Annotated in this window: 24 protein-coding genes; 12 read left to right on the forward strand and 12 right to left on the reverse strand. The window is 71.3% G+C overall.

Translation table 11 applies throughout. From position 1 onward, the window contains the following. Window positions 1-12: 12 nt before the first annotated feature. Window positions 13-924: an SDR family NAD(P)-dependent oxidoreductase gene (locus C2865_RS28605; protein WP_106401693.1), complete on the reverse strand. Its 912-nt coding sequence runs from the start codon at window positions 922-924 to the stop codon at window positions 13-15. Between the two features lie 135 nt (window positions 925-1,059). Here C2865_RS28605 and C2865_RS28610 point away from each other — a divergent pair, with 135 nt between their 5' ends. The 6 genes from C2865_RS28610 (at window position 1,060) to ehuA (ending at window position 7,411) form a co-directional block, all read left to right on the forward strand. Further along, window positions 1,060-2,712 carry a FadD3 family acyl-CoA ligase gene (locus C2865_RS28610; protein ID WP_198653674.1) on the forward strand — a complete coding sequence of 551 codons (1,653 nt, stop codon included), beginning with the start codon at window positions 1,060-1,062 and terminating at the stop codon, window positions 2,710-2,712. 14 nt (window positions 2,713-2,726) lie between these two features. After that, window positions 2,727-3,569: an HTD2 family dehydratase gene (locus tag C2865_RS28615; RefSeq protein WP_106401695.1), complete on the forward strand. Its 843-nt coding sequence runs from the start codon at window positions 2,727-2,729 to the stop codon at window positions 3,567-3,569. 783 nt (window positions 3,570-4,352) lie between these two features. Further along, entirely contained in the window at window positions 4,353-5,249 is an 897-nt protein-coding gene (gene ehuB / locus C2865_RS28620; protein ID WP_269802753.1) for an ectoine/hydroxyectoine ABC transporter substrate-binding protein EhuB, read from the forward strand. 16 nt (window positions 5,250-5,265) lie between these two features. Continuing rightward, window positions 5,266-5,970, forward strand: a complete 705-nt coding sequence (locus C2865_RS28625) for an amino acid ABC transporter permease (RefSeq protein ID WP_106401697.1) — start codon at window positions 5,266-5,268, stop codon at window positions 5,968-5,970. Further along, window positions 5,971-6,630 carry an ectoine/hydroxyectoine ABC transporter permease subunit EhuD gene (gene ehuD, locus C2865_RS28630; RefSeq protein WP_106401698.1) on the forward strand — a complete coding sequence of 220 codons (660 nt, stop codon included), beginning with the start codon at window positions 5,971-5,973 and terminating at the stop codon, window positions 6,628-6,630. Window positions 6,631-6,646: 16 nt separating this feature from the next. Beyond that, the gene (ehuA, locus tag C2865_RS28635; protein WP_106401699.1) at window positions 6,647-7,411 is read left to right on the forward strand and encodes an ectoine/hydroxyectoine ABC transporter ATP-binding protein EhuA; all 765 of its coding nucleotides are present in this window, start codon (window positions 6,647-6,649) and stop codon (window positions 7,409-7,411) included. A gap of 18 nt (window positions 7,412-7,429) precedes the next feature. Here ehuA and C2865_RS28640 read toward each other — a convergent pair whose 3' ends face one another. From C2865_RS28640 to C2865_RS28665, 6 genes are read right to left on the reverse strand one after another with little or no spacing between them, the layout of a single operon-like run. Further along, a complete protein-coding gene (locus C2865_RS28640; RefSeq protein WP_106401864.1) occupies window positions 7,430-9,022 on the reverse strand; it encodes a fused response regulator/phosphatase in 1,593 nt (530 codons plus the stop codon). 5 nt (window positions 9,023-9,027) lie between these two features. Further along, window positions 9,028-10,413, reverse strand: a complete 1,386-nt coding sequence (locus C2865_RS28645) for a sensor histidine kinase (RefSeq protein WP_106401865.1) — start codon at window positions 10,411-10,413, stop codon at window positions 9,028-9,030. Window positions 10,414-10,424: 11 nt separating this feature from the next. Beyond that, window positions 10,425-11,465 (reverse strand): ATP-binding SpoIIE family protein phosphatase, encoded by a 1,041-nt coding sequence (locus C2865_RS28650; protein WP_106401700.1) that lies wholly within the window; start codon window positions 11,463-11,465, stop codon window positions 10,425-10,427. Continuing rightward, on the reverse strand, window positions 11,453-11,875 hold the full coding sequence (locus C2865_RS28655) for an ATP-binding protein (protein ID WP_106401701.1): 423 nt from the start codon (window positions 11,873-11,875) through the stop codon (window positions 11,453-11,455). The genes C2865_RS28650 and C2865_RS28655 overlap by 13 nt, the downstream gene beginning before the upstream one ends. Continuing rightward, window positions 11,872-12,246: an STAS domain-containing protein gene (locus C2865_RS28660; RefSeq protein WP_106401702.1), complete on the reverse strand. Its 375-nt coding sequence runs from the start codon at window positions 12,244-12,246 to the stop codon at window positions 11,872-11,874. The genes C2865_RS28655 and C2865_RS28660 overlap by 4 nt, the downstream gene beginning before the upstream one ends. Next, a complete protein-coding gene (locus C2865_RS28665) occupies window positions 12,243-13,094 on the reverse strand; it encodes an STAS domain-containing protein (protein ID WP_106401703.1) in 852 nt (283 codons plus the stop codon). The genes C2865_RS28660 and C2865_RS28665 overlap by 4 nt, the downstream gene beginning before the upstream one ends. A gap of 636 nt (window positions 13,095-13,730) precedes the next feature. Here C2865_RS28665 and C2865_RS28670 point away from each other — a divergent pair. The 3 genes from C2865_RS28670 (at window position 13,731) to C2865_RS28680 (ending at window position 16,077) form a co-directional block, all read left to right on the forward strand. Then, on the forward strand, window positions 13,731-14,561 hold the full coding sequence (locus tag C2865_RS28670) for an RICIN domain-containing protein (RefSeq protein ID WP_106401704.1): 831 nt from the start codon (window positions 13,731-13,733) through the stop codon (window positions 14,559-14,561). Window positions 14,562-14,638: 77 nt separating this feature from the next. Then, on the forward strand, window positions 14,639-15,160 hold the full coding sequence (locus tag C2865_RS28675; RefSeq protein WP_106401705.1) for a hypothetical protein: 522 nt from the start codon (window positions 14,639-14,641) through the stop codon (window positions 15,158-15,160). Window positions 15,161-15,165: 5 nt separating this feature from the next. Then, a complete protein-coding gene (locus C2865_RS28680; RefSeq protein WP_106401706.1) occupies window positions 15,166-16,077 on the forward strand; it encodes a phosphotransferase family protein in 912 nt (303 codons plus the stop codon). Between the two features lie 69 nt (window positions 16,078-16,146). Here C2865_RS28680 and C2865_RS28685 read toward each other — a convergent pair whose 3' ends face one another. Further along, window positions 16,147-17,385, reverse strand: a complete 1,239-nt coding sequence (locus C2865_RS28685) for a CaiB/BaiF CoA transferase family protein (RefSeq protein WP_198653676.1) — start codon at window positions 17,383-17,385, stop codon at window positions 16,147-16,149. 65 nt (window positions 17,386-17,450) lie between these two features. Here C2865_RS28685 and C2865_RS28690 point away from each other — a divergent pair, with 65 nt between their 5' ends. After that, on the forward strand, window positions 17,451-18,269 hold the full coding sequence (locus tag C2865_RS28690) for an enoyl-CoA hydratase-related protein (RefSeq protein ID WP_106401707.1): 819 nt from the start codon (window positions 17,451-17,453) through the stop codon (window positions 18,267-18,269). 144 nt (window positions 18,270-18,413) lie between these two features. Here the strand turns inward: C2865_RS28690 and C2865_RS28695 are convergent, their stop codons facing one another. Genes C2865_RS28695 through C2865_RS28710 form a run of 4 tightly spaced genes read right to left on the reverse strand, consistent with a single transcriptional unit; the run spans window position 18,414 to window position 23,151 of the window. Next, entirely contained in the window at window positions 18,414-19,205 is a 792-nt protein-coding gene (locus C2865_RS28695) for an enoyl-CoA hydratase/isomerase family protein (protein WP_106401708.1), read from the reverse strand. Further along, window positions 19,202-20,731, reverse strand: coding sequence for a class I adenylate-forming enzyme family protein (locus C2865_RS28700; protein ID WP_106401709.1), 1,530 nt, complete (start codon window positions 20,729-20,731; stop codon window positions 19,202-19,204). The genes C2865_RS28695 and C2865_RS28700 overlap by 4 nt, the downstream gene beginning before the upstream one ends. Before the next feature lie 12 nt (window positions 20,732-20,743). Then, window positions 20,744-21,901, reverse strand: a complete 1,158-nt coding sequence (locus tag C2865_RS28705; protein ID WP_106401710.1) for an acyl-CoA dehydrogenase family protein — start codon at window positions 21,899-21,901, stop codon at window positions 20,744-20,746. Beyond that, complete coding sequence (locus C2865_RS28710) at window positions 21,901-23,151, reverse strand: FAS1-like dehydratase domain-containing protein (RefSeq protein ID WP_106401711.1); 1,251 nt, start codon at window positions 23,149-23,151, stop codon at window positions 21,901-21,903. The genes C2865_RS28705 and C2865_RS28710 overlap by 1 nt, the downstream gene beginning before the upstream one ends. A gap of 118 nt (window positions 23,152-23,269) precedes the next feature. Between C2865_RS28710 and C2865_RS28715 the strand changes: the two genes are divergently transcribed. Together C2865_RS28715 and C2865_RS28720 are read left to right on the forward strand one after the other, a co-directional pair. Then, window positions 23,270-23,977, forward strand: coding sequence for an enoyl-CoA hydratase/isomerase family protein (locus tag C2865_RS28715; RefSeq protein ID WP_106401712.1), 708 nt, complete (start codon window positions 23,270-23,272; stop codon window positions 23,975-23,977). 46 nt (window positions 23,978-24,023) lie between these two features. Continuing rightward, complete coding sequence (locus C2865_RS28720; protein ID WP_106401713.1) at window positions 24,024-25,328, forward strand: acyl-CoA dehydrogenase family protein; 1,305 nt, start codon at window positions 24,024-24,026, stop codon at window positions 25,326-25,328. The last annotated feature ends 28 nt before the right edge of the window (window positions 25,329-25,356 follow it).

Consider the following 25,356-nt stretch of genomic DNA (forward strand, 5'->3'; position numbering starts at 1 on the left):
CTGCGGGCCGGTTCAGCGCAGCCCGGGGGCCCGAGTATGGAAGATGTCGGTGGCGATGCGCCCTCCGAGTCTCGTGGCGTCCCACTTCTTCTCGCCGTTGGAGATCGTGGCGTCCTCGGTCCAGCCGCCCATGAGGTGGATCTTGTCGTGGATGGCGCGGATGACCTGGCCGCTGACATGCTGGGCCTCGTCGCTGGCCAGCCACGCCACCAGCGGGGAGCTGCCCGCCGGGTCCATCGGGTGGTACTCGTCCTCGCCCAGCTCGTCGGGCTCGAACGACTTGAGGTCCTTGCCCATCGTGGCGGTCAGCCGGGTCATGCCGCCGGGCCCGACGGCGTTGACGGTCACCCCGAAGCGGGCGAGCTCCAGGCTGGTGGTCAGCGTCAGGCCGACGATCGCGGCCTTGGCCGTGGCGTAGTTCGACTGGCCGAAGTTGCCGACCAGACCCGCACCCGAGGTCGTGTTGACCACCCGGCCGGTGAAGCGCTCCCCCGCCTGGTAGCGGGACCGCCAATGCCGCGCGGCCAGATGCGTCATCAGCCAGGTGCCGCGCACATGCACGCGCATGACGGCATCGAAGTCGTCCACGCTCATGTTCCAGATCACCTTGTCGCGGGCGATGCCCGCGTTGTTCACCAGGATGTCCAGACGGCCGAACTCTGCGACCGTCCGCTCCACCAGCGCGGTCGCCTGCCCCTCATCGGAGATGTCGGCGAAATCCGCGATGGCGGTGCCGCCGCGCTTGGTGATCAGCTCGACGACCTCTTCGGCGTCCCGCCCCGAGCCCTCGCCCTGGATGCTGGTGCCCAGATCGGCCACGACCACCCTGGCCCCGTGCCTGGCCAGCTCCAGCGCGTGCCCGCGGCCGATGCCGTGCGCGGCCCCCGTCACGATGGCGATCTTGTCCTCGAGCAGTCGGGCCACGGTCCCGCCTTTCTGGGCTGACGAATTCCGGTCCGGGCGGCCGCCTTGTTCAGGCGGCCCCCTCATTGCAGAATGTATATGTTATTGAACATACTGCCCGATGTCCCCCCTCGTCCACGTTTCTCGGAGGAACCGGTGACCACCACCCCCACGGCGGACCAGGACGGCTTCGTCGACCCCCGCGGCGACCTGCGCTGGGGCACCACCAGCGGGCTGCTCTCCGACGCCGCGAGCAGGCTCGGCGACGCCGAGGCGGTCGTCGACGGCGGCGTGCGCCTCACCTACGCCCGGCTCGACGCCGCGGTGGACGAGGCGGCCGCGGCCTTCCTCGCGGCCGGGGTGGAGCGCGGGGACCGGGTCGCGGTCTGGTCGCCCAACACCGTCCGCTGGATCATCGCGGCGCTCGGCCTCCAGCGTGCCGGTGGCGTGCTCGTACCGCTCAACACCCGGTTCCAGGGCAAGGAGGCCGCCTACATCCTGGAGAAGAGCCGGGCCCGGATCCTGTGCGTCATCGGCGGGTTCCTCGGACGTGACTACCCGGCCGCACTGGAGGAGGCCGCGGGCGGCGCCGGAGACGGCCGCCCCTACGCGGCGCTGCCCGCGCTGGAGAAGGTCGTGGTCCTCGGCGACGGCCCGGCCGGACGGCACGTCCCGTGGGAGGAATTCCTGGCGTCCGGTTCGTCCGTGGACCGGGAGCGGGTACGGGCGCGGGCCGCCGAGATCGATCCGGACGACCTGTCGGACATGCTGTTCACCTCGGGCACGACCGGCAGCCCCAAGGGCGCGATGTGCACCCACGCCCAGACGCTCCGCGCCTACGCGGTGTGGGCGGCCGTCGTCGGGCTGCGCGAGGGCGACCGCTACCTCATCGTCAACCCCTTCTTCCACGGCTTCGGCTACAAGGCGGGCTGGCTGGCCTCGCTCATCGTCGGCGCGACGATCCTGCCCGCGCGGACCCTGGACGTCCCGCACGTCCTGAAGGTCGTGCGCGAGGAGAAGGTGACGGTCCTGCCCGGGACGCCGACGCTGTACCAGACCATGCTGGAGCACCCCGATTTCAGCTCCGACGGCGTCTCCGGGCTCCGGCTGGCCGTGACGGGCGCGGCGAACGTCCCGCCCGCGATCCTGTACCGCATCAAGGAGGAGCTGGGCTTCTCCCACATCGTCACCGGTTACGGGCTCACCGAGTCCTGCGCGATCGTCTCCATGTGCCGCTACGACGACCCGCCGGAGGTCATCACCGCCACCGCGGGCCGCCCGCTGCCCGGCCTGGAGGTCGTCACCGTGGACGCCGGGGGCGTGCCGACCCCGGCGGAGACCGAGGGCGAGATCCTCGTGCGCGGCTACACCGTGATGAAGGGCTACTTCGGCGAGGACGAGGAGACCGCCGCCGCGGTCGACGCCGACGGCTGGCTGCACACCGGCGACATCGGGATCATCGATGCGAACGGGCGGATCCGCATCACCGACCGCATCAAGGACATGTTCATCGTCGGCGGCTTCAACGCCTACCCGGCCGAGATCGAGAAGCTCCTGGACTCCCACCCGTCCGTCGCGCAGAGCGCCGTCGTCGGCGTCCCCGACGAGCGCATGGGGGAGGTGGGGGCGGCGTTCGTCGTCCCCCGGCGGGGTGCGACCCTGGACGCCGACGAACTGATCGCCTGGGCCCGGCGGAACATGGCCAACTACAAGGTGCCCCGCCAGGTGCACGTGGTGGCCGAGCTGCCGGTGAACGCGGCGGGCAAGGTCCTGAAGAACGACCTGCGCGCCCGCCTGGCCCGGTCCTGACCCGAGGAGGACCCATGGACCCCCGGCCGGCCGACTTCGGCATCCCCGAGGTCACCGAGCTCCGCCTGAGCACCGAGCACGCCCGCAGGGTCGCCGCCGTGCTCGACGACCCCCTGGACCCCCGCGACGGCGCCGCCCTGCCCGTCCTGTGGCACTGGGCCTTCGCGACCCCCACCGCCCCCACCGGCGACCTGGGGCCGGACGGCCACCCCCGCATCCCCTCCGGCGGTCCCACCAAGGGCCTGCCCCGGCGCATGTGGGCGGGCGGCCGCGTCCGCGTCCTCGGCGACCTGGAGCTCGGCGCCGATGTCACCCGGGCCTCCTCGGTCCTGCGCGCCGAGCGCAAGCGGGCACGCTCCGGAGAACTGATGGTGGTGACGGTCGAGCACCGCCTCGGCCGGGACGGCGAGACGCTCCTGGTCGAAGAGCAGGACCTCGTCTACCGGGCCCAGGGCGCTCCCGTCCCCCTCCCCGAGGGCTCGCACCGGGAGCCCGCGCCCGAAGGCGGCTGGGCCGAGGAGCTCGTACGCACCCCCGTCGACCTGTTCCGCTTCTCGGCGGTCACCTTCAACTCCCACCGCATCCACTACGACCACGCCTACGCCACCGCGGAGGAGGGCTACCCCGCCCTGGTCGTCCACGGCCCCCTGTCCGCGATGACCCTCGCCGGATCCGTGCGCGCCCGTACGGGCCGCGAACTCGCCGGGTTCTCCTTCCGCGCCACGGCGCCTCTCTTCGTGGACGTGCCCTTCACCATCGTCGGCGCCCCGGCCGGCGAGGAGGACGTGTACGACCTGAAGGTCGTGCGCAACGACGGCACGACCGCCATGACCGCCACGGCGCGCATGTCCGGCTGACCATTCTCCAGACCCGAGAGAGAACGCATCCTCCGCAGATCGGAGTCGTGCTCCGCGCCGCTGGAGCACGACTCGAATTTTTCGTTATCCGAACGTAACCAAAGCGTCGGAGTTCGCCTTCGACAAACCATAACAAGCCCTCGATATCGCCTGGTGAACAAGGGGCTCCGGTTTTTCCTTCCTCTCCGCTTTGACACTTCCGGCAACCCCCCGTGAACACCCGGAGGCAGCCGGGGATCCCCCCGCGAAAAGACACGGGATTCCGCTCCGATCCGCCCTCTCCGTGCAAGCCGCGCCTCTCACGGGAGATCGGTCACCGCGCACCGTCGACCTGGGGATCTGGCCATCTCATGGCCGTGACCTGCTCCGACTCGCGGCGAACCCCGGCCGGGTGCCGGAGCCGGGCCGAGGTCCGGCGCCCGGGATCCCCCAGGGGCCCCTTTCCTGACTCAGATCCGCAGTTCTTCACGGCGGGCGCCTTCCCGGCATCGCATATCCGCTGAGCAATTTCCGTTGCATAGACGAGATATGCGGCCGACCTGGGCACGCGAAGCCGTGCCCGCAGACATCCGATGAGCCGGGATCTCCCGGCCGCACGGCACCGGTATCGGCGGCCAGCCGCAGCTGAGACGGGTCGTCGATACGGTCTGCACACGATGATGCGATTCGTGGTCCTTCCCTCGTGCCGCTCTCCCTCCGGGTTGACCGGGCCACGAGCGTCCCCCTACGTTCGATGAACAAACAGAACTGATGCATATGCACATAAAGGGGTAAATACCGATGATGAGTCAGGGCTGGACACGACGGGGCTTCCTCGGAAGGACTGCCACGGCCGGTGTCGTGGCCCTGGCGGGATCCCTCGTGCTGTCCGCGTGCAGCAGCACCGACACCGCCGAAGGCGACACCCTGGCCAAGGCCAAGGAGGCCGGGACCATCAAGGTCGGCTTCGCCAACGAGGCGCCCTACGGCTTCACCGACGCGAACGGTGAGCTCACCGGCCAGGCGCCCGCGGTGGCCCGCGCGGTGTTCGAGAAGCTGGGCGTGCCGAAGATCGAGGGTGTGCTGTCCGGCTTCGACGGCCTGATCCAGGGGCTGAGCGCGGGCCAGTTCGACGTGGTCGCAGCGGGCATGTTCATCAACCCCGAGCGCTGTGCGAACGCCGCGTTCTCCATCCCTGACTACACCACCAAGAGCGCGTTCCTGGTCGCCGACGGCAACCCGAAGGGAGTGAAGACCTTCGAGGAGATCAAGTCGTCGAAGGCCTCGCTCGCGGTGCTCAGCGGCGCGGTCGAGAAGGGCTACGCCACCGACGCCGGCGTGCCCGAGGACCAGATCCAGACCTTCGACACCCAGGACAACCTGCTGCGCGCGGTCAACGACGGCCGCGTCGACGCCGCCGCCCTCACCGACATCTCGCTCAACGACCTGGTCTCCAAGAACCCGGACTCCAAGGTCGAGGTGACCCCGGGCTTCACCCCGGTCAGCGGCGGCGAGCCGGTGGTCTCCGCGGGCGCCTTCGTCTTCCGCAAGGGCGACGACACGATCCGCGAGGCGTTCAACGCCGAGTTGAAGAAACTGCACGAGAACGGCGAGTGGGTCGAGCTCGTGGAGCCGTTCGGCTTCGGCGAGCAGAACGTCCCGGGCCCCGAGGTCACCACCGAGTCGCTCTGCCAGGGCTGATCAGCGGAACGCTCCCATGCCGGAGAACCTCGACTTCATCCTGCGCACCGTCCTGCAGGGCCTGCCGTACACGGCCGGGGCCGCGGCCGGCGGGATCGCGCTCACCGCGGTCCTGTCGTTCGCGGCCGGGCTGGCGCTGCTGTCGCGCTCCCGGACGGTGCGCGTCGTCAGCCGCGTCTACGTCGAAGGGTTCCGCGGGACGTCCGAGGTGGTCCAGCTGTTCTGGATCTACTTCGCCCTCCCGGTGCTCGTCGGCCTCCAGCTGGTGCCGCTGTTCGCGGGCATCCTCGTGCTGGGCCTCAACCACGGCGCGTACGGGGCGGAGATCGTCCGCGGCGCCGTGCGGTCCGTGCCCAGGGCCCAGTACGAGGGCGCCGTCGCGCTGAACCTCGGCCCCGCGCAGCGGATGCGGCGGGTGATCCTGCCGCAGGCGGTGGTGGAGATGCTGCCGCCGTTCAACAACCTCTTCATCCAGCTGCTGAAGAACACCTCGCTGCTGTTCCTCATCCAGGTGCCGGAGATCTTCCGGCAGGGCGAGATCCTGCGCCCGCAGTACGGCGGGCAGCTCGGCCTGATCTACCTGGTCCTGGCCGTGCTCTACCTGGCGCTCGCCCTGCTGATCACCTTCGCGACGGGCCGGCTGGAGCGGGTCGCGGCGCGCAGGCTGGGCAGGAAGGCGCCCGGCCGGGCCGGCGTCCCGGCCACCGGAGGAGGTCTGTAGATGGACGCGTGGAAATGGGACCTGTTCTTCGGCAGCTTCCCCTACGTCGCCCGCGGCCTGCTGGTCACCCTCAAGATCACCCTGTTCGGGTCGCTGCTGGCCTACGCGCTCGGCCTGCTGTTCGCCGTCCTGCTCCGGGCCCGCATCCCGGTCGCCCACCAGCTCCTGCGCGGGTTCATCGAGGCGATCCGCAGCACTCCCGTCCTGGTGCAGGTCTTCGTGCTGTTCTGGCTGATGCCGCAGGCGACCGGCATCAAGCTGGACGCCGAGACGACCGGCGTCCTCGCACTGGGCGTGCACTACGCCTGCTACACCGCCGACGTCTACCGGGCGGGCATCGACGCGGTGCCGGCCGGGCAGTGGGAGGCCGCGACCGCCCTGTCGCTGCCCCGCTCGCGGGTCTGGCTCGGCGTGGTCCTGCCGCAGGCGGTGCCCAGGGTGGTCCCCGCGCTCGGCAACTACACGATCTCCATGTTCAAGGAGGTGCCTCTGCTGCTGGCGATCGGCGTGCTGGACGTGCTCAACCGGGCCAAGGAGTTCGGCGCCGACAACTACCGGGTGATCGAGGCGTACACCATGGCCGGCCTGGTCTTCCTCGCATTGAGCTACCCCGCGTCCATCCTGGTGCGGAGATTGGAACGTCGTGTCGCACACCCCTGACGCAGGGACGGCGCCGATGGTGCGGTTCGAGAACGTCATCAAGCGCTTCGGCGACAACGAGGTGTGCAGGGAGCTCAGCTTCACCGTCGCACCCGGTGAGTTCGTCACCCTGATCGGGCCGAGCGGATCGGGCAAGACGACGATCCTCCGGCTGCTGATGACCCTGGAGCGGGTCACCTCGGGCCTGATCGAGGTCGGCGGCGAGCCGCTGTCGCACATGCCGCGCGGCAAGGGCCTGGTGCCCGCCGACGAGAAGCACCTGCGGAAGGTCCGCAAGCGGATCGGCATGGTCTTCCAGCAGTTCAACCTGTTCCCCAACATGGACGTCCTGCGGAACGTCACCGAGGCCCCGGTGCACGTGCTCGGCGAGAGCCGGGACGCCGCAGAGGCGCACGCGATGGCGCTGCTGGAGATGGTCGGCCTGGCCGACAGGGCCCGCGAGCACCCGACCCGGCTCTCCGGCGGGCAGCAGCAGCGCGTCGCGATCGCCCGCGCCCTGGCGATGCGGCCCGACGTGCTGCTGCTCGACGAGGTCACCTCGGCGCTGGACCCCGAACTCGTGGCGGGCGTGCTGGCCCTGCTCAGGAAGATCGCGTCCACCACGGACATCACCTTCCTGTGCGTGACCCACGAGATGGGCTTCGCCCGCGAGGTGTCCGACCGGGTGATGATGTTCGACGCGGGCCGGGTCGTCGAGGAGGGCACGCCGGACGTATTGTTCACCGACCCCGGCCACGAGCGCACCCGCGCGTTCCTGCACGCCGTCCTCGACCGCCGCTGAGCCGGGCGGCGTCCGGCCTCAGCGGAGGGTGGCGGTGATGATGGCGATGTCGTCCTCCTTGTCCTCGCCGCAGGTCGCCAGCAGGTGGTCGCACAGGTTCTCGGGACCGGCGGGCGCGCTGAGGGCCGAGCCGCGGAGGTTCTCGAGGCAGACCTCGATGTCGAGATCGCGTTCCTCGACGAGCCCGTCGGTGATCATCACCAGGCGGGTGCCGGGAGGCGTGTCGACGGCGGTGGGCGGCGGGTGGGGGAGCTGCAGCCCGAGCAGGGGCCCGTGCGGCGTGTGGAAGTGCGCCGCGCCGTCCGGGCCGATCAGCAGCGGGGGGATGTGGCCGGCGTTGGCGATGTGGACGCGGCGGGCGCCGGGCTCGATGAGCACGATGCAGAGGGTGACGGTGATCGCCGGATGGGAGACGGCCAGCAGCGTCTCGAGGCGGTCGAGGATGTGGTCGGGGCGGTGGCCTTCGCAGGCGTAGGCGCGCAGGGCGTGGCGCACCTCCCCCATGATCGTGGCCGCGGCCAGGGAGTGCCCCGCCACGTCCCCGATGGCCAGCAGCAGGCCGTTGCCGGTCTGCAGGGCCTCGTAGAAGTCGCCGCCGACCTCCGCGTTCTGCGAGGCGGGGAGGTAGCGGAAGGCCAGGTCGACGTCCTCGGCGGCCGGCAGGCTGTCGGGCAGGAGCGAGCGCTGCAGGGCGAGGGCCAGGGCGTGCTCCTCGTTGTAGGTGCGCAGCGCCTCCAGGGCCAGGGCGCAGGCGTGCGCGAACTGCTGGACGAGCCGTTCGTCGTCGGCGCCGGTGACGGCGCCCGCGGGCACCGCCAGGCAGACGGGCGGCCGCCCGTGCTTGGTGCGGGCCACCGCGAGGACCAGGTCGCCGGTGAGGCGGGCTGCGGGGAGCAGGCTTCGCCAGCGCGCCTGCGGCATGGTGACGATCACCGCTCCGGTCCCGTCGCCCAGGCCGTGGGCGGCCACCTGCTCCAGGACGTCCTCCGTGACGGGATTCGCGTCCGCGCGGGCCCCCGGGGCCGCGACCATGCTGTGAACGGCCTGCCCCTGGGGGGAGAGGAAGACCGCGCTGGCCGCGCAGCCGAGAAGGGCGGCGGCGCCACCGGTCGCGGCGGCGGCGAAGGAGTGGAAGCCGATGGCGCTGTAGACCGCCAGCGTGGCCTGGTTGAGCGCCATGAGCCGGGTGGTCAGCCGTTCGGCCCGCTGGCGGGCGCGGGCGTACCGCAGGGTGGCGGTGACGGTGGCCAGCAGCTCGGCGGGGTCGACGGGCTGGTCGAGGTAGGCGTCCGCGCCCCGGTGCAGGCCTTCGGCGTGGTCCTCCGAGCTGATCGCGGCGGCGGAGATCTGGATGACGGGCATGGCCGCGGTCTCGGGGTCGCGCTTGATGCGCTCGCTGACCTCGAAGCCGCTCATGTCGGGCAGGCAGACGTCGATGATCGCGATGTCGGGCGTCCCGGCGGCCAGCAGCGCGAGCCCCTCGCCCGCGTTTCCCGCCTCCAGGACCGTGTGCCCCGAACGCCGCAGCCAGCTGGCCAGCACGTAGCGGTTGGTCTCGTTGTCGTCGATCACCAAGATGGTGGCCGGAGCCGTGTCCTGGGTGCCGTCCATCGCCACTATGCCCTTTCCAGTGCGAGTGCCCGCCGGGCGCCGGTACGGTCCGGCACCCGCACCTCCACCCGTGTGCCGACGCCGAGGGTGCTGGTGAGAGTGAGGGCGCCGCCCAGCAGTTCGGCGAGTTTGCGCGCGTAGGGCAGGCCCAGGCCCGTGCCCTTCCTGCCGCTCTGGTGCTCCCCCCGCACCTGGTAGAACTCCTCGAAGACCCGGCCGACGTCCTCCTCCGGGATGCCGACGCCGGTGTCGGTGATCGTGAACAGCACGACGGGTTCCGGTCCCGTCCGGTCGGCGTCGACGGACAGGCGCACCTCGCCCTCCGTGGTGAACTTCAGCGCGTTGGACAGCAGGTTGCGCAGGATGCGCGTCAGCAGCGTCTCGTCCGTGGTGATGACGGGCAGGCTCGCGGCCTCCGGGGTGACCAGGGTGACGGCGTCACGGGGATACGCGCCGCGCAGGACGCCGCTGAGCTGCCCCACCAGCAGCCGCAGGTCCGTCGGTCCGAGGTGGATGTCGAGCTGGCCGGATTCGGCTTTGGCCACGTCCAGCAGATCGCTGACGAGCGCCAGCATCGTGTGCCCGGAGTTCGCGATGAGCTCCACCTGCTGCTTCTGCTCCTCGGACAGCCGCCCGGAGTCGGACGCGAGCAGCAGCCGGGAGAGGGCGACCACCGCGTTGACCGGAGTGCGCAGTTCGTGGCTGATGTTCACCCAGAACCGCGTCTTCGCCTCGCTGACGTCACGCAGCTGGCGCGACTTGTCCTCCAGTTCGGTGTGCAGTGCCAGCACCCCGCTGTTGGTCGTCTCCAGCTCCTGGGTCAGTTCCGAGTAGAGGGCCATGACCCCCTTGTTCGTCTCTTCCAGTTCCTCGTTCAACCGCAGCAGTTCCTCGCGCTGGGCCCGTGTCTCCTCCAGCGCCGCCGCCAGGTCGCGGGTCTGCGCGCGCAGGTCGTCCAGTTCCGAGGACGAGATGTTCTCCCGCAGCACCCGGGTGAACCGGTCGTTCTCCTCCGCGAGAGAGGCGCCGATACGGGGAAGCGGCTGGCGTACGAAGATCCTGTCGCGTTCGTCGCCGGGCTCGTAGCGCACCTCCTGGACCAGCCGGGAGGACAGTTCCAGCGACTCTGCGACGGGCGGGGGCCCGGCCCGCCATGCGAGGACGACGACGACGGCCGGCGACGGCAGGTCCTCCAGGCCGAAGGTCACCGACAGATCGGCGGCGCCGAGCAGCTCGCGGCCGAGCTCGCTCAAGGCGGTGGCCAGGCGCACCTGGTCCTGCTGCTCCATGCCCAGCGCCTCGGCCCCCCTCTTGGCGCTGCGGCGCAGGGTGAAGACGTCCTGGGAGGACGACAGGCCGAAGACCAGGGGGGCCGTCTGTACGTTCGCCATGTTCAAACCGATCACCACATGTTCTTCACTACGACGACGCCGGCGTCGTCCCGGCGCGTACCCGCCTCCCTCAGCAGCTGCCCGGCCATGACCGCGGGCGCGTGCTGCAGCAGCCCCGGCAACGCGGCCGGCTGCCAGCGTTCGGTCAGGCCGTCGGAGTGCATGACCAGGGCGCCTCCCGGAGGCAGCCCCTCCTCGAAGGTGCGGAGCCTGCGCATCTGGGAACCCGCGATGCCCGGGGCCGACAGCAGTGCCTTGCGCGTGTCGTGACCGATGAGGAAGCCGCTGATGTTGCCGATCCCGCAGTACGTCACCCGCGCGGCGGCCATGTCGACGCAGGCCACCGCCACGGCCCCGCCTCGGGTCCCGTTCAGCGCGCGGTGCACGGCCATCACGACCCCTTCCGGGTCGTGGGCGGGCGTGGCGTGGAAGGCCTGCACCGCCGCAGCGGAGGCGCGCTCCGCCATCGGCCCGTGCCCGAGCCCGTCGCACACCATCACCAGGAGCGCCGACGCGTCCAGGACGCGGGTCGCCCAGGCGTCCCCGCAGCTCAGCTCACCGCTGATGGGCCGGGTGACGCCGGACACCGCCGACATGCGGGCGGGCGCCCTCCCGTCGGCGTCCCGGTTCCAGAACTGCGCGGCCATGACCGTTCCCCGGCCCGGCAGGGAGTGCACGTCGAAGGCGTCGGCGAGCCGGGCCACGGCTCCCATGCCGATGCCCAGCGTGCCGCCGCTGGACGTGCCGTCGGCCAGGGCCGACGCGACGTCGGCCATCCCCGGCCCCGAGTCGACGGTGAGGAACTCCACGGCCGCCTGGTCCGCGTCGCGCAGGACGCGCAGCAGAAGGGCACCGTCGTCGGCGTGCCGCTGGACGTTCGTGGCCGCCTCGGTGACGGCGAGGGCCACCTCGGCGGCACGGTGGGCGTCCAGGCCGATCCGCCGCGCCAGCGCCGCCGCCGCTCCACGGGCGGCGGCGGCCAGCGACGGGCCGTCCCGGAACCACGCCACGTCCTCGCAGTCCAGGACCGCGACGGCGTTCACCGTGCCCACTTGATGATGGTGACGGTCGTGCCCGCGCCGACCTCGGTGACGAGGTCGAACTCGTCGACCAGCCGGCGGGTGCCGCTGAGCCCCAGGCCCAGGCCGCCGCCGGACGTCCAGCCGTCCGTCATGGCCAGCTCCACGTCCGCGATGCCCGGCCCTTCGTCCGCGAAGACCGCGGCGACGCCCCTGCGGACGCCCTTCTCCACCGCTCCGGCCCTGACCGTGCCGCCCCCGCCGTAGACGAGGGTGTTGCGCGCGAGCTCGCTCGCGGCGGTGATGAACTTCGTCTGGTCCACCAGGGACAGCCGGCACTGCTGGGCCAGGGTGCGGATCATCTGCCTGACCTGCACCACGTCGCTGCTGCGCGCCACGGGGAGGAGTTGCTGCTCCTCGCCCGCCGACCAGGGCGCCGTCATACGCGGTCCGCGGACCGGGCGGGCCGGCGCAGCCGGGCCAGCCCCTTCTCCAGGTCGAGCGCCGTGTCCACCCCGCCCAGGGACAGGCCCAGTTCGACGAGGGTGATGGCCACCGCGGGACGCATGCCCACCACGACGGTCCGCGCGTCGAGCATGCGGGAGACGTCGGCGATGGTGGCCAGCATCCGGCCCACGAAGGAGTCGACGATCTCCAGGGCGGTGATGTCGATGATGACGCCGCGGGCGGAACGTGCCACGATCTGCTCCGCCAGGTCCTCCTGGAGGTGCAGGACGGTCTGGTCCTCCAGGTCGAACTGGATGGAGACGACCAGGACTTCGCCGATCCGCAGGATCGGCACGCGTTCGGTCACCGGTGACCGCCCGCGTGTTCCACCATGTCCACTCCCGACTTCCGCAGGGCCAGCTGCAGCGCGTCCGCCAGTGTCGCCTTCGTCTGGATGTCGCCGAACTCGATGCCCAGGGCGACGATGGTCTGCGCGATCTGCGGCCGGATTCCGGAGACGGTGCACTCCGCGCCCATCAGGCGCACGGCGACGATCGTCTTCAGCAGGTGCTGGGCGACCTGGGTGTCGATCGCCGGAACGCCCGTGATGTCAATGATCGCCTGCTCGGAGCCGGTGTCCACCAGGGCCTGGAGGAGCTTCTCCATGACGACCTGGGTGCGCGCCGAGTCCAGCGTTCCGACGAGGGGGACGGCGATCACGCCCTCCCACAGCTTCACCACCGGCGTCGACAACTCCATCAGCTGTTCAGCCTGCACGATGATGAGTTCTTCACGCGTCTGCGTGTAGGCCTCGATCGTGAACATGCTCAGGTCGTCCAGCAGGAGGCCGAGCCGGAAGTAGGACCCGGCCTCCTCGACGGATCCCTCCTGCAGGACGGGTTCGAGCACCCGCTTGAGCGAAAGGATGCTGACCGCCGTCTCGGTCGGCGTGAACCCCTGGCGGGCCCTGCTCCGCGACAGTTCGGTCAGCAGCGCCCGCACCTCGGACATCTGCTCGGCGTGAACGTCGGCCGCGCCCTGCCGCAGCGCCTCCACCAGGGCGGTGTACAGCTCCCGCAACTCCCGCTCCAGCGCCAGCAGGCTCATCCGGCCCGCCAGGGGCCCGGAGGCCCGCTGCGCCCACTCGGCGGCCACGTCCCGCCCCTCGGCGGACAACAACGCCACCAGGTCGGCGGCCACATCACGTTTCACCATCAATATGCCCCTTGCTGTAAAAAATCCCCAGGAGGGATGTCCGAATGAAGCCTACGTTACCCCCAGTAGCACCAATCGCCCTATTTCTCCACTTACGCGGAGTACAGTGAATCGAATCACTGTCCGGCGCCGAACTCCGCCGCACCGTTCGCGGCAGCCGACGGACGGTCGGCCACGCGTCCTTGCCCCCCTTTCCGGGAGAGGCCCGACCAGGCCCCGGTGCCCGGTCGCCGATTCCCGGCTCCCCGGCACAGGACCCCGGATAGGAGCACATCCGGGAACAGGGCGTTTTTTCTTGAGGATTAAGGCAGTTTCTACTGCATTGTGGTTCTGAGTGAAAAAAGTCTCCCTCGGGCCCTGTTATGCCGCCTTCTCACCGGGTAGGTCGGGACGGGGAAATCGGCCCGGGTGCGGGGACCCGCCAGCGGCACCGGCCTGCTCGCACGCCGTCCTCGACCGCCTCCGATTCGGCGGCCGACCCGTTTCACCAGCACGAGTTCGCACGCCGCAGGAGCGTGCGACCTCCTTTTTCAAGATCTTAAGGAGTCCTTACGAGACCGGTCCGGAGACGGACAGAACAGGGTTTTCGGTGTGGACTCTGCTCCGTTCGATGTTTCCGCTCTCGAAGGATCCTTGATGGCACGTAAATTCACCGCGGTCGCGTGCACGGCGCTCGGACTGCTCGGCGTCCCCGCGACGGCGTCGGCGGCGGAGGCACCCGCGCCGCCGGAGTCACTGCGGATCTCGGCCGGGCCGTACGCGGGTTTCCAGCCCTGTTCGAAGGTGGTGCCGCAGTTCGCCTCCGACAGCTCGGGCGCCACGTTCGCCGCGACGCCCGCCACGGCTCCGCAACCCGCCGCGGTGGCGTCCCTGGAGGCCGGACGGCCGGGCGAGGAGCCGTTCTTCCGTAAGAGCGACACCTCGGCGGCCGGATACGCGTGGTCGTTCGGCATTCCCGACGGGACCTTCTCCCCCGGTACCTACCAGTTCCGGGTGCGGGCGGAGAACGGCGGAGAGGTGTCGGCCTGGTCGTCCTGGTGCTCCTTCAAGGTCACCACGGGCGCGCCGACGAGCGCCTCCGCCGCCTACAGCCCGGACAACGGCGGGTTCTGCCTGGACGTGAACGCCGGGAGCAGCGCGGACGGCACCAAGATCCAGACGTGGGAGTGCAACGGCACACCCGCCCAGCAGTGGGAGTGGAGGTCCGGAATCATGGTCAACCCGCAGTCCGGCAAGTGCCTGGACGTCGCCGCCGCGGGCACGGCCAACGGTACCGCCGTGCAGCTCCACACCTGCAACGGCTCGTCCGCGCAGCGGTGGGAGCAGGTCGGTGAGTTCGGCATGCGCAACCCCGCCTCCGGCAGGTGCCTGGACATCCCCGCCGCCGACTTCCGCAACGGCAACGGCGTGCAGATCTACGACTGCAACGGCACCGTCGCCCAGCGTTGGCAGCCCGTGGCCTCCTGATCCGCTCGACGTGTCCCGCCTTGCGATGACCACGGCATCATCGCAAGGCGCCCGTTCGTGTCGGGGAGACTCGGGACATGAAGATCCGTTGTGCATGCGGTGGCGTCATCATCGACAACACCGACTTCCTGCCCGGCAAGGCCTATCTGATCGCGGACCAGGACTGGGAGGACGCGATCGGCCCGGAGAGCGGGGAGACCGCCCGGCAGCGCCTGCGGGACTGGAGCAGGCCGATGTGGCAATGCCAGGAATGCGGAAGCCTGTACATTGACGACCGCGAAGGGAACGTCCACTGTTTCCGTCCGGCCTCCGCCGACGCTCCGCGTGACCTCCTCTCCTCATTCCACGGCGAACGCTGGAAAAGGCCGCTGCGCGGCTCCTGGACCGCCTCGAGAACGTCGGCACCGCCTGGAGAGCTGTGGTGGGGCGGAGGAGAAGACTCCAGATTCGAGGAATTCAGTAGCTGGGAAGAACTCGAACGCCGTTATCACGAGGTCTTTCAGCGGCTGCTCGACGAAGACGTCCTCCGGGACGCCCTGCTCCGCCGCGGATCTCGCCTCATTCACCGGTGGCCTCCGCCTTCCGCCGGTACCGTCTGACTCCTATGGGCAATGCATATCGTGATCATTCAGCGGAGATCGGGGCGATCGTCGCGGCACACGCGTCAGGCCGCCGGGTCCGCTCGGTGGTGCGGCTCGGCGAGGGGCAGGACAACGTCGCCTACGAGGTCGACGGCGAGCTGATCGTGCGTTTCGGCAAGGAGCCCGACCCGAAGGAGCGGGCGGCGCGGGTGGACGCGGACCTCCGCCTTCTCAGGGCCGTCGCGGAGATCTCACCGGTCCCCGTGCCCGTGCCCCTCTTCGCGGTCGCCGACCGGGGATGCCTGGCCTACTCCAGGCTTCCCGGCCTGCCGCTGATCGACCTTCCCGCCCGGGAACGGGCGGTTCACGCCGGTCCCGTCGCCGTCGTGCTCGGCGGGTTCCTCACCGCGCTGCACCGCGTTCCCACCGGTGCGATGAGCGGGCTGGCCGGCGTCGACGACCAGCCGAAAGAGCTCTGGCTGTGCGAAGCCGGGGACACCTACGCCGCGGTCGCCGACCACGTGCCCGAGGCGCACCGCGCCGCCGTCGAGGCGTTCCTGGCGGCCCCGCCTCCGGACGACGGCCATCCTGCGGCCTTCTCGCACAACGACCTGGGCATCGAGCACGTCCTCGTCGATCCGGCCACCTGGGAGGTGACCGGCGTCATCGACTGGAGCGATGCGGCGATCACCGACCCCGCCCACGACTTCGGCCTCCTGTACCGCGACCTCGGTCCCGATCTCCTCGACCTCGCCCTCCGGAACTACCGGAACGACGCCCAGGACCCCGAGGAGTTCAGAACGCGCGCCGTGTTCTACGCCAGATGCGCGGCGCTGGAGGACCTCGCGTACGGAATCGAGCCGGGACACGGCAAATACCTCGACAAGAGCCTCGATTCCCTGCGCTGGCTGTTCCCTTCGCGTCCGGAGCGCTGAGAACCTGGCTCCAGCCTGTGCGACGGTCGTGGAGGCGCTTCCCGGAGCGCTGGGAAGCGCCTCCGGATGTCAGCTCCCGAAGGCTCCGGATTCTCGGAGGGCGCTCACCTGGGCGTCGTCGTAGCCGAGGACGTCGCGGAGGATCTCCTCGGTGTGCTCGCCGGGGGCGGGGGCGGGACGGGTGGCGGCGGGCGGGGCCTCGCCCACGACCCGGACGGGGAAGGGCAGCTGGTCGGCGACCAGACGCTCGGCGGGCTGCCAGGGCATGCGGTCGGTGAACTGCGGGTCGGCGGCGATGGTCTCCGGGGTGTTCACCGGGCCGAGGGGCACATCGTGGGCCAGGCCGAACTCGATCCACTCGGCCGTGGTGCGGGTGGCGAAGACGGCGGCCAGTTCGTGGCGCAGGGGAAGGTCGCCTCGGGCATGGTCGGCGAGCTTCTCGCCCGGCCGCGCGTCGAACAGGTCTTTGCGGCCGATGGCCTCGCAGAAGTTCTGCCAGAACTTGCGCTCGGAGGCCATGAACAGCACGTGGCCGTCCTTGGAGGCGTAGAACTGGTAACGCACCCCCTCGTCCATGCCGCCGGTACCGGGCGGACGACGCTCGTAGCCGTCGGTGGGGTTGCCGGTGACCTCGTCCTCGGGGCGGGCGTAGGCGCGGTGGGTCTCGCTGCGCAGCCAGTCGAAGGCCGCCGCCGCGTCGGACTGGGCGACCTCCAGGTGGCAGCCCCGGCCGGTCTCGCGGGCGCGCAGGACGGCGGCGAGCACGGCGGCGGTGCCGAAGAGCGGACCGGCGGTGATCCCGATCGAGGTGTGATCGGGGATCGACGGGAGGCCGTCGGGGCCGGGGACGGGGGCGACGGTGCCGGCCCAGGCGTCGTAGGCGATGCCATGACTGGGCAGATCCCGGTAGGGACCGGTCATCCCGTATCCGGAGATCGTGAACATGACGACCTTCGGATTGACCTCGCGCAGCTTCGCGTAGCCCAGGCCCCGACGGTCCAAGCCACCGGGGCGCATCGCCTCCACCACGACGTCGGCCCGGGCGGCCAGCTCCAGGAAGGTCTCCCGGCCCGCCTCGGTGCGCAGGTCCAGCACGATGCTGCGCTTGCCGCGGCTGATGTGCAGGTGCAGCAGGGAGTCGCCCCGGACGATCGGCCAGCTCATCGAGCGGATGTAGTCGCCGGACGGGGGTTCGACCTTGATGACGTCGGCACCGAGGTCGGCGAGCGGGGTGGAGACGGCGCCGGGGCCGAGCATCGAGCATTCGACGACGCGCAGTCCGGACAGCAGCCCTTCGGCTTGGGGCACGGGGCCCTCCTCACATTGGATTGTTTATTATATTAAAACTACAAGCCATCCTGCGGAGGAGCCATATGACCCGTTACGCATCGGTGCCCGGTCTGGCCGTCGAGACCGACGACGCCGGGGTGCTCCGGCTCGTCCTCGACCTGCCCGGACGGCGCAACGCCCTCAACGACACCTCCATGGAGGGGCTCATCAGGGCGCTGGAGACCGCCTCCACCGACGACGGGCTGCGGGCCGTCCTGCTGACCGGGGCGGGTGACGACTTCTGCAGCGGCTTCGACATCGTCGGCCGCAACAAGCGCGGCGAGGCCGCGCCCAGACCGCGGACCGGCAGCATCCAGCGGCGCATGCCCGTCCAGGCCAACCGGCTGATCCCGCTGCTGCTGGAGCTCCAACTGCCGGTGGTGTGCGCGGTGCGCGGCTGGGCCGTGGGCATCGGCGCCCAGCTCGCGCTCGCCGCGGACTTCACCATCACCGCCGAGGACGCCGTCTTCTGGTACCCGTTCCTGCGCCGGGGCTTCACCCCCGATTCCGGCAGCACCTGGCTCCTCCCCCGCGTCGTGGGCACCGTCCGGGCACGCGAGCTGCTCATGCTCGACCGCAGGCTCAACGGCGCCGAGGCCGTCGAATGGGGCGTCGCCCACCGCGCCGTCCCCGCCGCCGAGGTGGCCGAGACCGCCGCAGAGCTGGCGGCCCGGCTGGCCGCCGGGCCGACCGTCGCCCTCGGCCTCACCAAAGGCCTCCTGAACGCCGCGCCCGACCACGATCTGCGCCGCCATCTCGGCGACGAGGCGTACGCCATGGAGCTGAGCTCCCGCAGCCCCGACTTCCGCGAGGGCATGAAGGCCTTCGTCGAACGCCGGACCCCGGACTTCCAGGGGCTGTAGCCCCCCGCCGGGCGCCGGTCCCCACCGGCGCCCCGGAGTGACACGGTCGCTCGGCCTTCCACAGCCGGATGTGCGCCTGACGGCGCACCGCCCGTGGCTGAACGAGCGCTGACGCGCACTGAACGATCCACGGCCGGACGTGCGCTAAACGAGCCACTGCGGTTCGCGTTTCTCGGCGAAGGCCGCGGGGCCCTCGGCCTGGTCGGGATGGCCCCACAGGCCGGTGAGCTCAGCGGCACCGGCACGGCACGCGTCGGTCAGGCCGTGCTCCAGCGCCCCCCACAGGGCGCGCTTGGTGGCGCGCACCGCGGCGGGCGAGTTGCGGGCGATCTTCTCGGCGAGCTCCTGGGCCGCCTCGTGCAACCGCTCCGGCGGGTCGATCACCTCGCTGACCAGGCCGAGCTGCAGGGCGCGGGCCGCGCTCATGCGCTCGTACTTGCCGACGAGCGCCATGCGCAGGACCGCTTCGGCGGGCATCTTGCGCATCAGCGCGATGGTCTCGATCGCGCTGGTCTGCCCGACGGAGACGTGTGGGTCGGTGAAGGCGGCGTCCGAAGCGGCCAGCACGATGTCGGCGTCGGCCACGAAGTGCAGGCCGCCTCCGGCGCAGATGCCGTTCACCGCGGCGATGACCGGCTTGTCGATGCCCAGCTGCCAGCTGGTGAAGCCCAGGTCCCAGGCCTCCACCGACTTGCGGTAGCGCTCCATGCCGATACCGTCGGTGGCCAGCTCCAGCACGTCCGCGCCGGTCTGGAAGGACTTCCCGTTCGCGGCGTTCACGATCACCCGCACCTCCGGGTCCTCGGCCAGCTCCGTCCAGGCCTGGCGGAGTTCGTCGCGCATCGCGTTGTTCATCGCGTTGCGCACCTCGGGGCGGTCGAACACCAGCCAGCCGACGCGGCCCCTGCGGGTGACCTCCAGGGTCTGGTAGCTCATCGACTCTCCGTTTCCTCGGATCCTTCGGGGGATCGGTCGAAGCCCGCGACGAGTTCACGCCGGAGCACCTTGCCTATCTCCGTGCGGGGGAAGTCCGCGACGAAGCGCACCGCCACCGGCACCTTGTAGCCCGCCAGGTCGCGGCGCAGGAAGGACAGCAACTCGGCCTCCTCCGGCCGCTCCCCCGCCACGGGGCGCACCCAGGCGACGGGTGCCTCGCCCAACCGGGCGTCCGGCACGCCCGCCACGCAGGCGTCGGCGACCGCCGGGTGCCGACGCAGCGCCGCCTCCACCTCCTGCGGGACGATCTTGAGCCCGCCGCGGTTGACCATGTCCGACACCCGGCCCTCGATCCACAGGAACCCGTCGGCGTCCAGGCGGCCCAGGTCGCCGGTGCGCAGGAACCCGTCGGCGATCCGGCCGGCCGGCAGGTCCGCGGTGTGGGCGAACGGCGACCTGATCCAGATCTCGCCGGGCTCACCGGCCGGGAGCCCACCGCGCTCGTCGTCGAGGATGCGGATCTCGACGCCGGGATGGGCGCGGCCGACCGCGCCCAGCTTGGCGGAGCCGAACTCGCGGGTGTCGGAGGCGGTCCAGCCGACGACCTCGCCGCCCAGCTCGGTCTGGCCGTAGGAGTTCAGCACGTCCACGCCGAACCTCGCGCGGAAGGCACGCGCCTGGTCGGGAGCCAGCGGCGCGGTCACCGAACGCACGAACCGCAGCCCGCCCAGGTCGCTGACCCGGGAGTCCTCGAGCAGCATCGTCATCATCGCGGGCGCCAGGATCGTGGACCTGAGCGCGAAGCGCTTGACCAGCTCGGCGTACTCCACCGGATCGAAACGGTCCATGAGGATGACGGGCGCGCCCAGCCGGAAGGAGAACAACGCGTTCCATGCCCCCGCCCACAGCGCCTGCGAGGTGGGGATGAGGTTGGGCATCGGCGGACGGCCGCCCCTGGCCGCGCCTCCGCGCAGCTTGGCGATGACCGTGTCGATGCCGTCACGGACGCCCTTGTGGCTCAGCACGACGGGCTTGGACTCCCCCGTGGTACCGGACGTCCGCATGACCACCGCCTCGTCCTCACCGAAGCATGGTCCGGAGGGGTCGGCGGCGGGCCGGAGCAGCGCCCAGCTCCCCGGAGCCTCCTCCACCAGCACGCCGATGCCCTCGGGCACCCGCGCGGCCTGCCCTGGTCCGGTGACGACCAGCGCCGGGGCCTGGGCGAGCAGCTGGCCGCGCACCTCGGTGTCGGTGAGCCTGGCGTTGACGGGGACGTAGACGCCTCCCGCCAGCCAGGCCGCGAACATCGTGGTGATCGCGCGCACCCCGTCGTCCACCAGGCAGGCGACGGGCCGCCCGGCCACCGGACCGAGCCGCCCGGCCAGCACCTTCACGGCGTCGATGAGCTCACCGCGGGTACGCGAACCGTCCTTCCAGTGCAGGACGGGGGTGTCTGCGGCATCGTCGTGGTCCAGCAGGAAGGCGGCCAGGCCGCCGTCCGCGGGTCCGCGGGTGTGTTCGCTCACGTGCTCCGCCTTTCAGAGCGCGGGCCGGACGGCCTGCGCCGCCAGAATCCCGGCCAGCCGTTCGGTGTGCTCCTCGGGGCGGCCGAGCATCTCCCGGCTCGCCCAGGCCCGCTTGAAGTACAGGTGGGCGTCGTGCTCCCAGGTGAAGCCGATGCCGCCGTGGAGCTGGATGTTCTCGGCGGCCACCGCGACATACGCCTCCGAGCAGTAGAGCTGCGCGACCGAGGCCACCGTCTCCAGTTCCGGCAGCCCCGGCAGCCGCACCGCCGTTTCGGGGTCGAACGCCGCGGCCGCGGCCTGGGCCGCGGCTTCGGCGGCACTCCGTGCGGACTCGACCTGGATGAGCAGGCTCGCCGCCTTCTGCTTGAAAGCCTGGAAGCTCCCGATCGGACGGCCGAACTGCACCCGCGTCTTCCCGTACTCGACGGCCGTCTCCAAGCAGACGGCCGCACCGCCCGCCTGCTCGGCGGCGAGCATCGCCCGCGCGAGGTCCAGCGCCTTCTCCAGCGCCGGGGTGGCGTCCCCCTCTCCCACCCGAACGGCGGGTGCGTCCCGGAAGGAGACCTTGGCCTGCCTGCGGGTGCGGTCGAGCGTCATCAGCGGGGTCACCGTGACACCCGGCGCGGCGGTGTCGACGGCGTAGACGGCCGTTCCCTCGCCGGCTCGGACGGGCACCAGGATCACACCGGCGGTCGCACCGTCCAGCACGAATCCGGCGGTCCCCGAGACGGCGGGAACGCCGTCCCGGACTCCGAGTTCCACCGGGAGGCTCCCGGGCAGCGGCCTGCCCGAGGCGTCGGCCGTCACGACGGTGGCGGTGAGGGAGCCGTCGCACAGCCCCGGCAGGTAGCGCTTGTTCGCCTCGGGGTCGCCGAGGGCGAGGAGCAGCGGGATGGCAAGCCCGGCCGTGGCCAGCAGGGGCGCGCACAGGAGGGTGCGCCCGGCCTCCTCGAAGACCCCGCCGAGCTCGACGGCGGAGAACCCGCCGCCGCCGTGCTCCTCGGGCACCATGAAACCGGCCAGGCCCAGCTCGCGGCACAGCCGCCGCCACATCGCGCGGTCCCAGCCGTCCTCGCCCGCCATCTGCTCACGGACCGCCGAGGAGGGCGACAGCGCGGTCAGGGCCTCGCGGACGGAGTCGCGCAGCAGCCTCAGCTCGTTCTCGTCCATCAGCGTTCCCGGGCGAAACGGTCGATGGTCGCGTCGAAGGCGTCCTCCAGGGTGGTGGCGGCGCCGGGCGGCTCGGGCAGCCGGACCGCGCCGTGCTCGCGGCTGGGCAGCAGCACGGTCGCCGAAGCCGGGGAGGTGACCTCGCCGCGCTGGTTGCGGGTGCGCAGCTCCAGGTCCACGGCCGGGCGATCGCCCTCGGCGAGGTACTTGCGGACGACCTCGCCCTCGACCCACTGCACGTCGCCGACGTAGTTGAACTTGCGGAACTCCACCCGCAGCCGCCACAGCCAGGCGTCGTCGCCCATCCAGTCGGTGCAGGCGTGGATCAGCCACGTCTCGCGCATCCGCCCGTAGTCGAACGTGGTGGGGTTGCCGGACTTGCGGGCGAACGCCGGATCCCAGTGCACCCGCTGCATGGCGTCCGGGACGCCCAGCTCGTCGCGGTGGTAGAAGCGGGGAATCCGCTGCCTGTTGTGGTGCGCCAGCCGCAGCGGGGCGACGTTGTACATGCCCATGCCCATGCCGACGTGCCAGCAGACCATGTCGGTGACGGTCAGCGGCCCCTTCACCAGGGGGCCGACCGCCTGGCCCTCCTCGACGTCCTCCCACCAGCGCGGCTCGGCGCCCCTCGGCTTCTCGGCCGCGTACCGGGCGTCGAGTTCGGCGATGCCCTCCTCGCTCCAGGGCTCGATGGTGACGCCGTCGTACTTCTTGCGCTCGCGGGCCTTCTCCCGCTCGGTGCGGTACATCATGCGGTACTGCGCGCCGAGCAGGGTGCCGTCGTCGGTCTGGAACGCCTGCGACGTCCACTCCTGGACACCGCGCCCGCCGAACTCGCTCGGCTTGTCGACCACGCCGACCAGCGCGGTGCGCCGGAGAACGCGGTGGCCGGGGGTGAGCGGGGCCCACCATTCGCGCTCGCTGGCGGCGTAGAAGGCGTGCACACCGCGCAGCGGATCGCCCTTGAGCTCGCCCTGCCGGGCCAGCTCCGCCTCGGTGAGGACGTCTTCGCCGACCAGGCTGTCGCCGCCGACGAGGGCGGGCGGGGCGATCGAGCCCTTCCACCGGGTGCCCGCCGCATAGGAGGGGTCCGCCCACAGCGGGTTGTCGTCGCCGTAGGCCCAGGCGACGTGCCGGAAGGCGTCCTCACCGGGCCGCCGGTAGTGCGGCGGGGCCGGATAAAGCTGCGGGACACCGATGCGGGAGCGCAAGCGTGCCACCCCTTCGTCCGTGATCTTCCCAGTTGCCAAGCTCCGTCTCCTTGCCTCGGCCGGCGTCACCGCAGGCAGCACGACCCTGTCCTGTGATATTGATATCAAATATAAACTATGCGCGAAACCAGGCGGGTTTCAGGGAGGTCGGGCGAGAATGGGCGAGACCCTGCTGGTCGAGCGGCACGGACCCGTCGGCTGGCTGATCTTCAACCGCCCCGGGCGGGGCAACGCCATGGACGCCGCCATGATGGCCGCCCTCCCCGAGGCATGGCGCGAACTGGACGCCGACCCGGACGTGCGCACGATCGTCGTCACCGGCGAGGGCGCGGCGTTCCAGACCGGCCTGGACGTGGTCCAGCTCAACCGCGACCCCGGCGCGCTGCGTGAGATGTCCCGCCGGACGAAGCGTGCCGACCTCCGGCTGACGGCCTGGCACCTGGGCGTCGCCAAGCCCGTGGTCACCGCCGTCAACGGGGTCTGCGCCGGGGGCGGCCTGCACTTCGTGGTCGACTCCGACATCGTCATCGCCTCGGAGGATGCGTCCTTCCTCGACCCCCACGTCTCGGTGGGCCAGGTCAGCGCCTTCGAGACCATCGCGCTGGCCCGCCGCGCGGCTTTCGGCCCCGTCGCGCGCATGGCCCTTCTGGGCGCCCACGAGCGCGTCTCCGCCGCCGACGCCCTGCGGCTGGGCTGGGTCAGCGAGGTCGTCGCCCCCGACGGGCTGCGCCCCGCCGCCCAACGCCTGGCCGAGCGCATCGCGCAGAACGACCCGCAGGCCGTCGCCGCGACGAAACGCGCCCTGTGGCAGGCCCTGGAAACGGGCCTGACCGAGGCCAGGGGGGCACGGCGGTGCACACAGTGACGATCCGCCTCGGCCGCGCGCCGAGCGAGGCGAGAGGAGACCGGAGATGAGCGAGGTTCCGTCCCTGGCCGAGTGCCATGACGAAGACGCCGCGCGGGCCGCCGTGAAGGAGTGGGTCGAACGGGAGGTGCCCGAAGCCTGGCGGGAGGCCGGAGAACGAGGCGGGCCGAGCCTGGTGCGCACCGTGCGCACCCCCGACGAGTACCGGGCGTGGTACCCCGCCTTCGCCCGCAGCGGCCTGGTCGTGCCCCAGTGGCCGGTGGAGTACGGCGGGCTGGGCTGGCCGCGGAGACTCGCGCAGGCGGCCGAACGGCTGCTGGCCCCCTACCACCTGCCGCGGCTCAACCCCCTGGGCCTGAACCTCACCGCATCGGCGCTCTTCGCCCACGGCACCGAGGAACAGCGGCTCCGCTTCCTGCCGAAGATCGTCTCCAACGAGGAGGTCTGGTGCCAGCTGTTCAGCGAGCCGGGCGCGGGCAGCGACCTGGCCTCGCTGGCCACCCGCGCCGAACGCGACGGCGACGGCTGGCGGATCACCGGCCAGAAGGTCTGGACGACCTGGGCCCACCTGGCCGACTTCGGCGTCCTGCTGGCCCGCACCGACCCCGGCGCCCCCAAGCGCAAGGGCATCACCTACTTCCTCATCGACATGCGCCGACCCGGCGTGGACGTCCGGCCGCTCCCCCACATCGGCGGCGAGGTCGACTTCAACGAGGTCTTCCTCGACGGCGCGTACGTACCCGACTCCCAGCGCATCGGCGAGGTGAACGACGGCTGGCGCGTGGCGCGGGCGACGCTCAGCGGCGAACGCCAGATGGTCTCCGGATCCGGCTCCGGCGGCGTCGACCGCATCGGCGGCTCCGGCAGCCGCCGCCTCATCGACCTCGCCCTCGAGCGCTCCGGACAGGGCCTGCCCCACGGCTGGGACGACGCCGGGACCCGGCACGAACTCGTCCGCCTGTGGTGCGAGGAGCAGATCCGCGGCTGGACCAACATGCGGGTGCGCGCCGGCCTGAAGGCGGGCCTGCCGCCCGGCCCGGAGAGCTCGATCGGCAAGGTCCACGGCTCGGAGCTCAACCAGCGCATGCAGGCCGCCGCCGCGCGCATGCTCGGCCTGGGCGCCACCGCCTGGGAGGGCACGCCCTCGGAAACCGCCGCGTCCGACCCCTTGGCCGCCTACGCCGAGCACATGCCCGCCGAGGTGCGGGGCATGCTGCGCAGCAGGGCCAACACCATCGAGGGCGGCACCAGCGAGGTCAACAAGAACATCCTCGCCGAGCGGGTCCTCGGCCTGCCCAAGGAGCCCGACCCGTGGGAGGGAAGGCCCTGGCGCGAGGTCCCCCGCGGCTGACCGCCGCTCCACCCCACATCCCCGTGAA

Origin of the sequence: Actinocorallia populi, from assembly GCF_002995495.1 — a bacterium.
GTDB lineage: Bacteria > Actinomycetota > Actinomycetes > Streptosporangiales > Streptosporangiaceae > Actinocorallia > Actinocorallia populi.

Coding starts and splice junctions, on each gene's coding strand:
- C2865_RS28615 (WP_106401695.1), top strand. CDS start 2,727: ATGGACCCCCGGCCGGCCGACTTCGGCATCCCCGAGGTCACCGAGCTC.
- ehuB (WP_269802753.1), top strand. CDS start 4,353: ATGAGTCAGGGCTGGACACGACGGGGCTTCCTCGGAAGGACTGCCACG.
- C2865_RS28625 (WP_106401697.1), top strand. CDS start 5,266: ATGCCGGAGAACCTCGACTTCATCCTGCGCACCGTCCTGCAGGGCCTG.
- ehuD (WP_106401698.1), top strand. CDS start 5,971: ATGGACGCGTGGAAATGGGACCTGTTCTTCGGCAGCTTCCCCTACGTC.
- ehuA (WP_106401699.1), top strand. CDS start 6,647: ATGGTGCGGTTCGAGAACGTCATCAAGCGCTTCGGCGACAACGAGGTG.
- C2865_RS28640 (WP_106401864.1), bottom strand. CDS start 9,022: ATGGACGGCACCCAGGACACGGCTCCGGCCACCATCTTGGTGATCGAC.
- C2865_RS28645 (WP_106401865.1), bottom strand. CDS start 10,413: ATGGCGAACGTACAGACGGCCCCCCTGGTCTTCGGCCTGTCGTCCTCC.
- C2865_RS28655 (WP_106401701.1), bottom strand. CDS start 11,875: ATGACGGCGCCCTGGTCGGCGGGCGAGGAGCAGCAACTCCTCCCCGTG.
- C2865_RS28665 (WP_106401703.1), bottom strand. CDS start 13,094: ATGGTGAAACGTGATGTGGCCGCCGACCTGGTGGCGTTGTTGTCCGCC.
- C2865_RS28670 (WP_106401704.1), top strand. CDS start 13,731: ATGGCACGTAAATTCACCGCGGTCGCGTGCACGGCGCTCGGACTGCTC.
- C2865_RS28675 (WP_106401705.1), top strand. CDS start 14,639: ATGAAGATCCGTTGTGCATGCGGTGGCGTCATCATCGACAACACCGAC.
- C2865_RS28680 (WP_106401706.1), top strand. CDS start 15,166: ATGGGCAATGCATATCGTGATCATTCAGCGGAGATCGGGGCGATCGTC.
- C2865_RS28690 (WP_106401707.1), top strand. CDS start 17,451: ATGACCCGTTACGCATCGGTGCCCGGTCTGGCCGTCGAGACCGACGAC.
- C2865_RS28695 (WP_106401708.1), bottom strand. CDS start 19,205: ATGAGCTACCAGACCCTGGAGGTCACCCGCAGGGGCCGCGTCGGCTGG.
- C2865_RS28705 (WP_106401710.1), bottom strand. CDS start 21,901: ATGGACGAGAACGAGCTGAGGCTGCTGCGCGACTCCGTCCGCGAGGCC.
- C2865_RS28715 (WP_106401712.1), top strand. CDS start 23,270: ATGGGCGAGACCCTGCTGGTCGAGCGGCACGGACCCGTCGGCTGGCTG.
- C2865_RS28720 (WP_106401713.1), top strand. CDS start 24,024: ATGAGCGAGGTTCCGTCCCTGGCCGAGTGCCATGACGAAGACGCCGCG.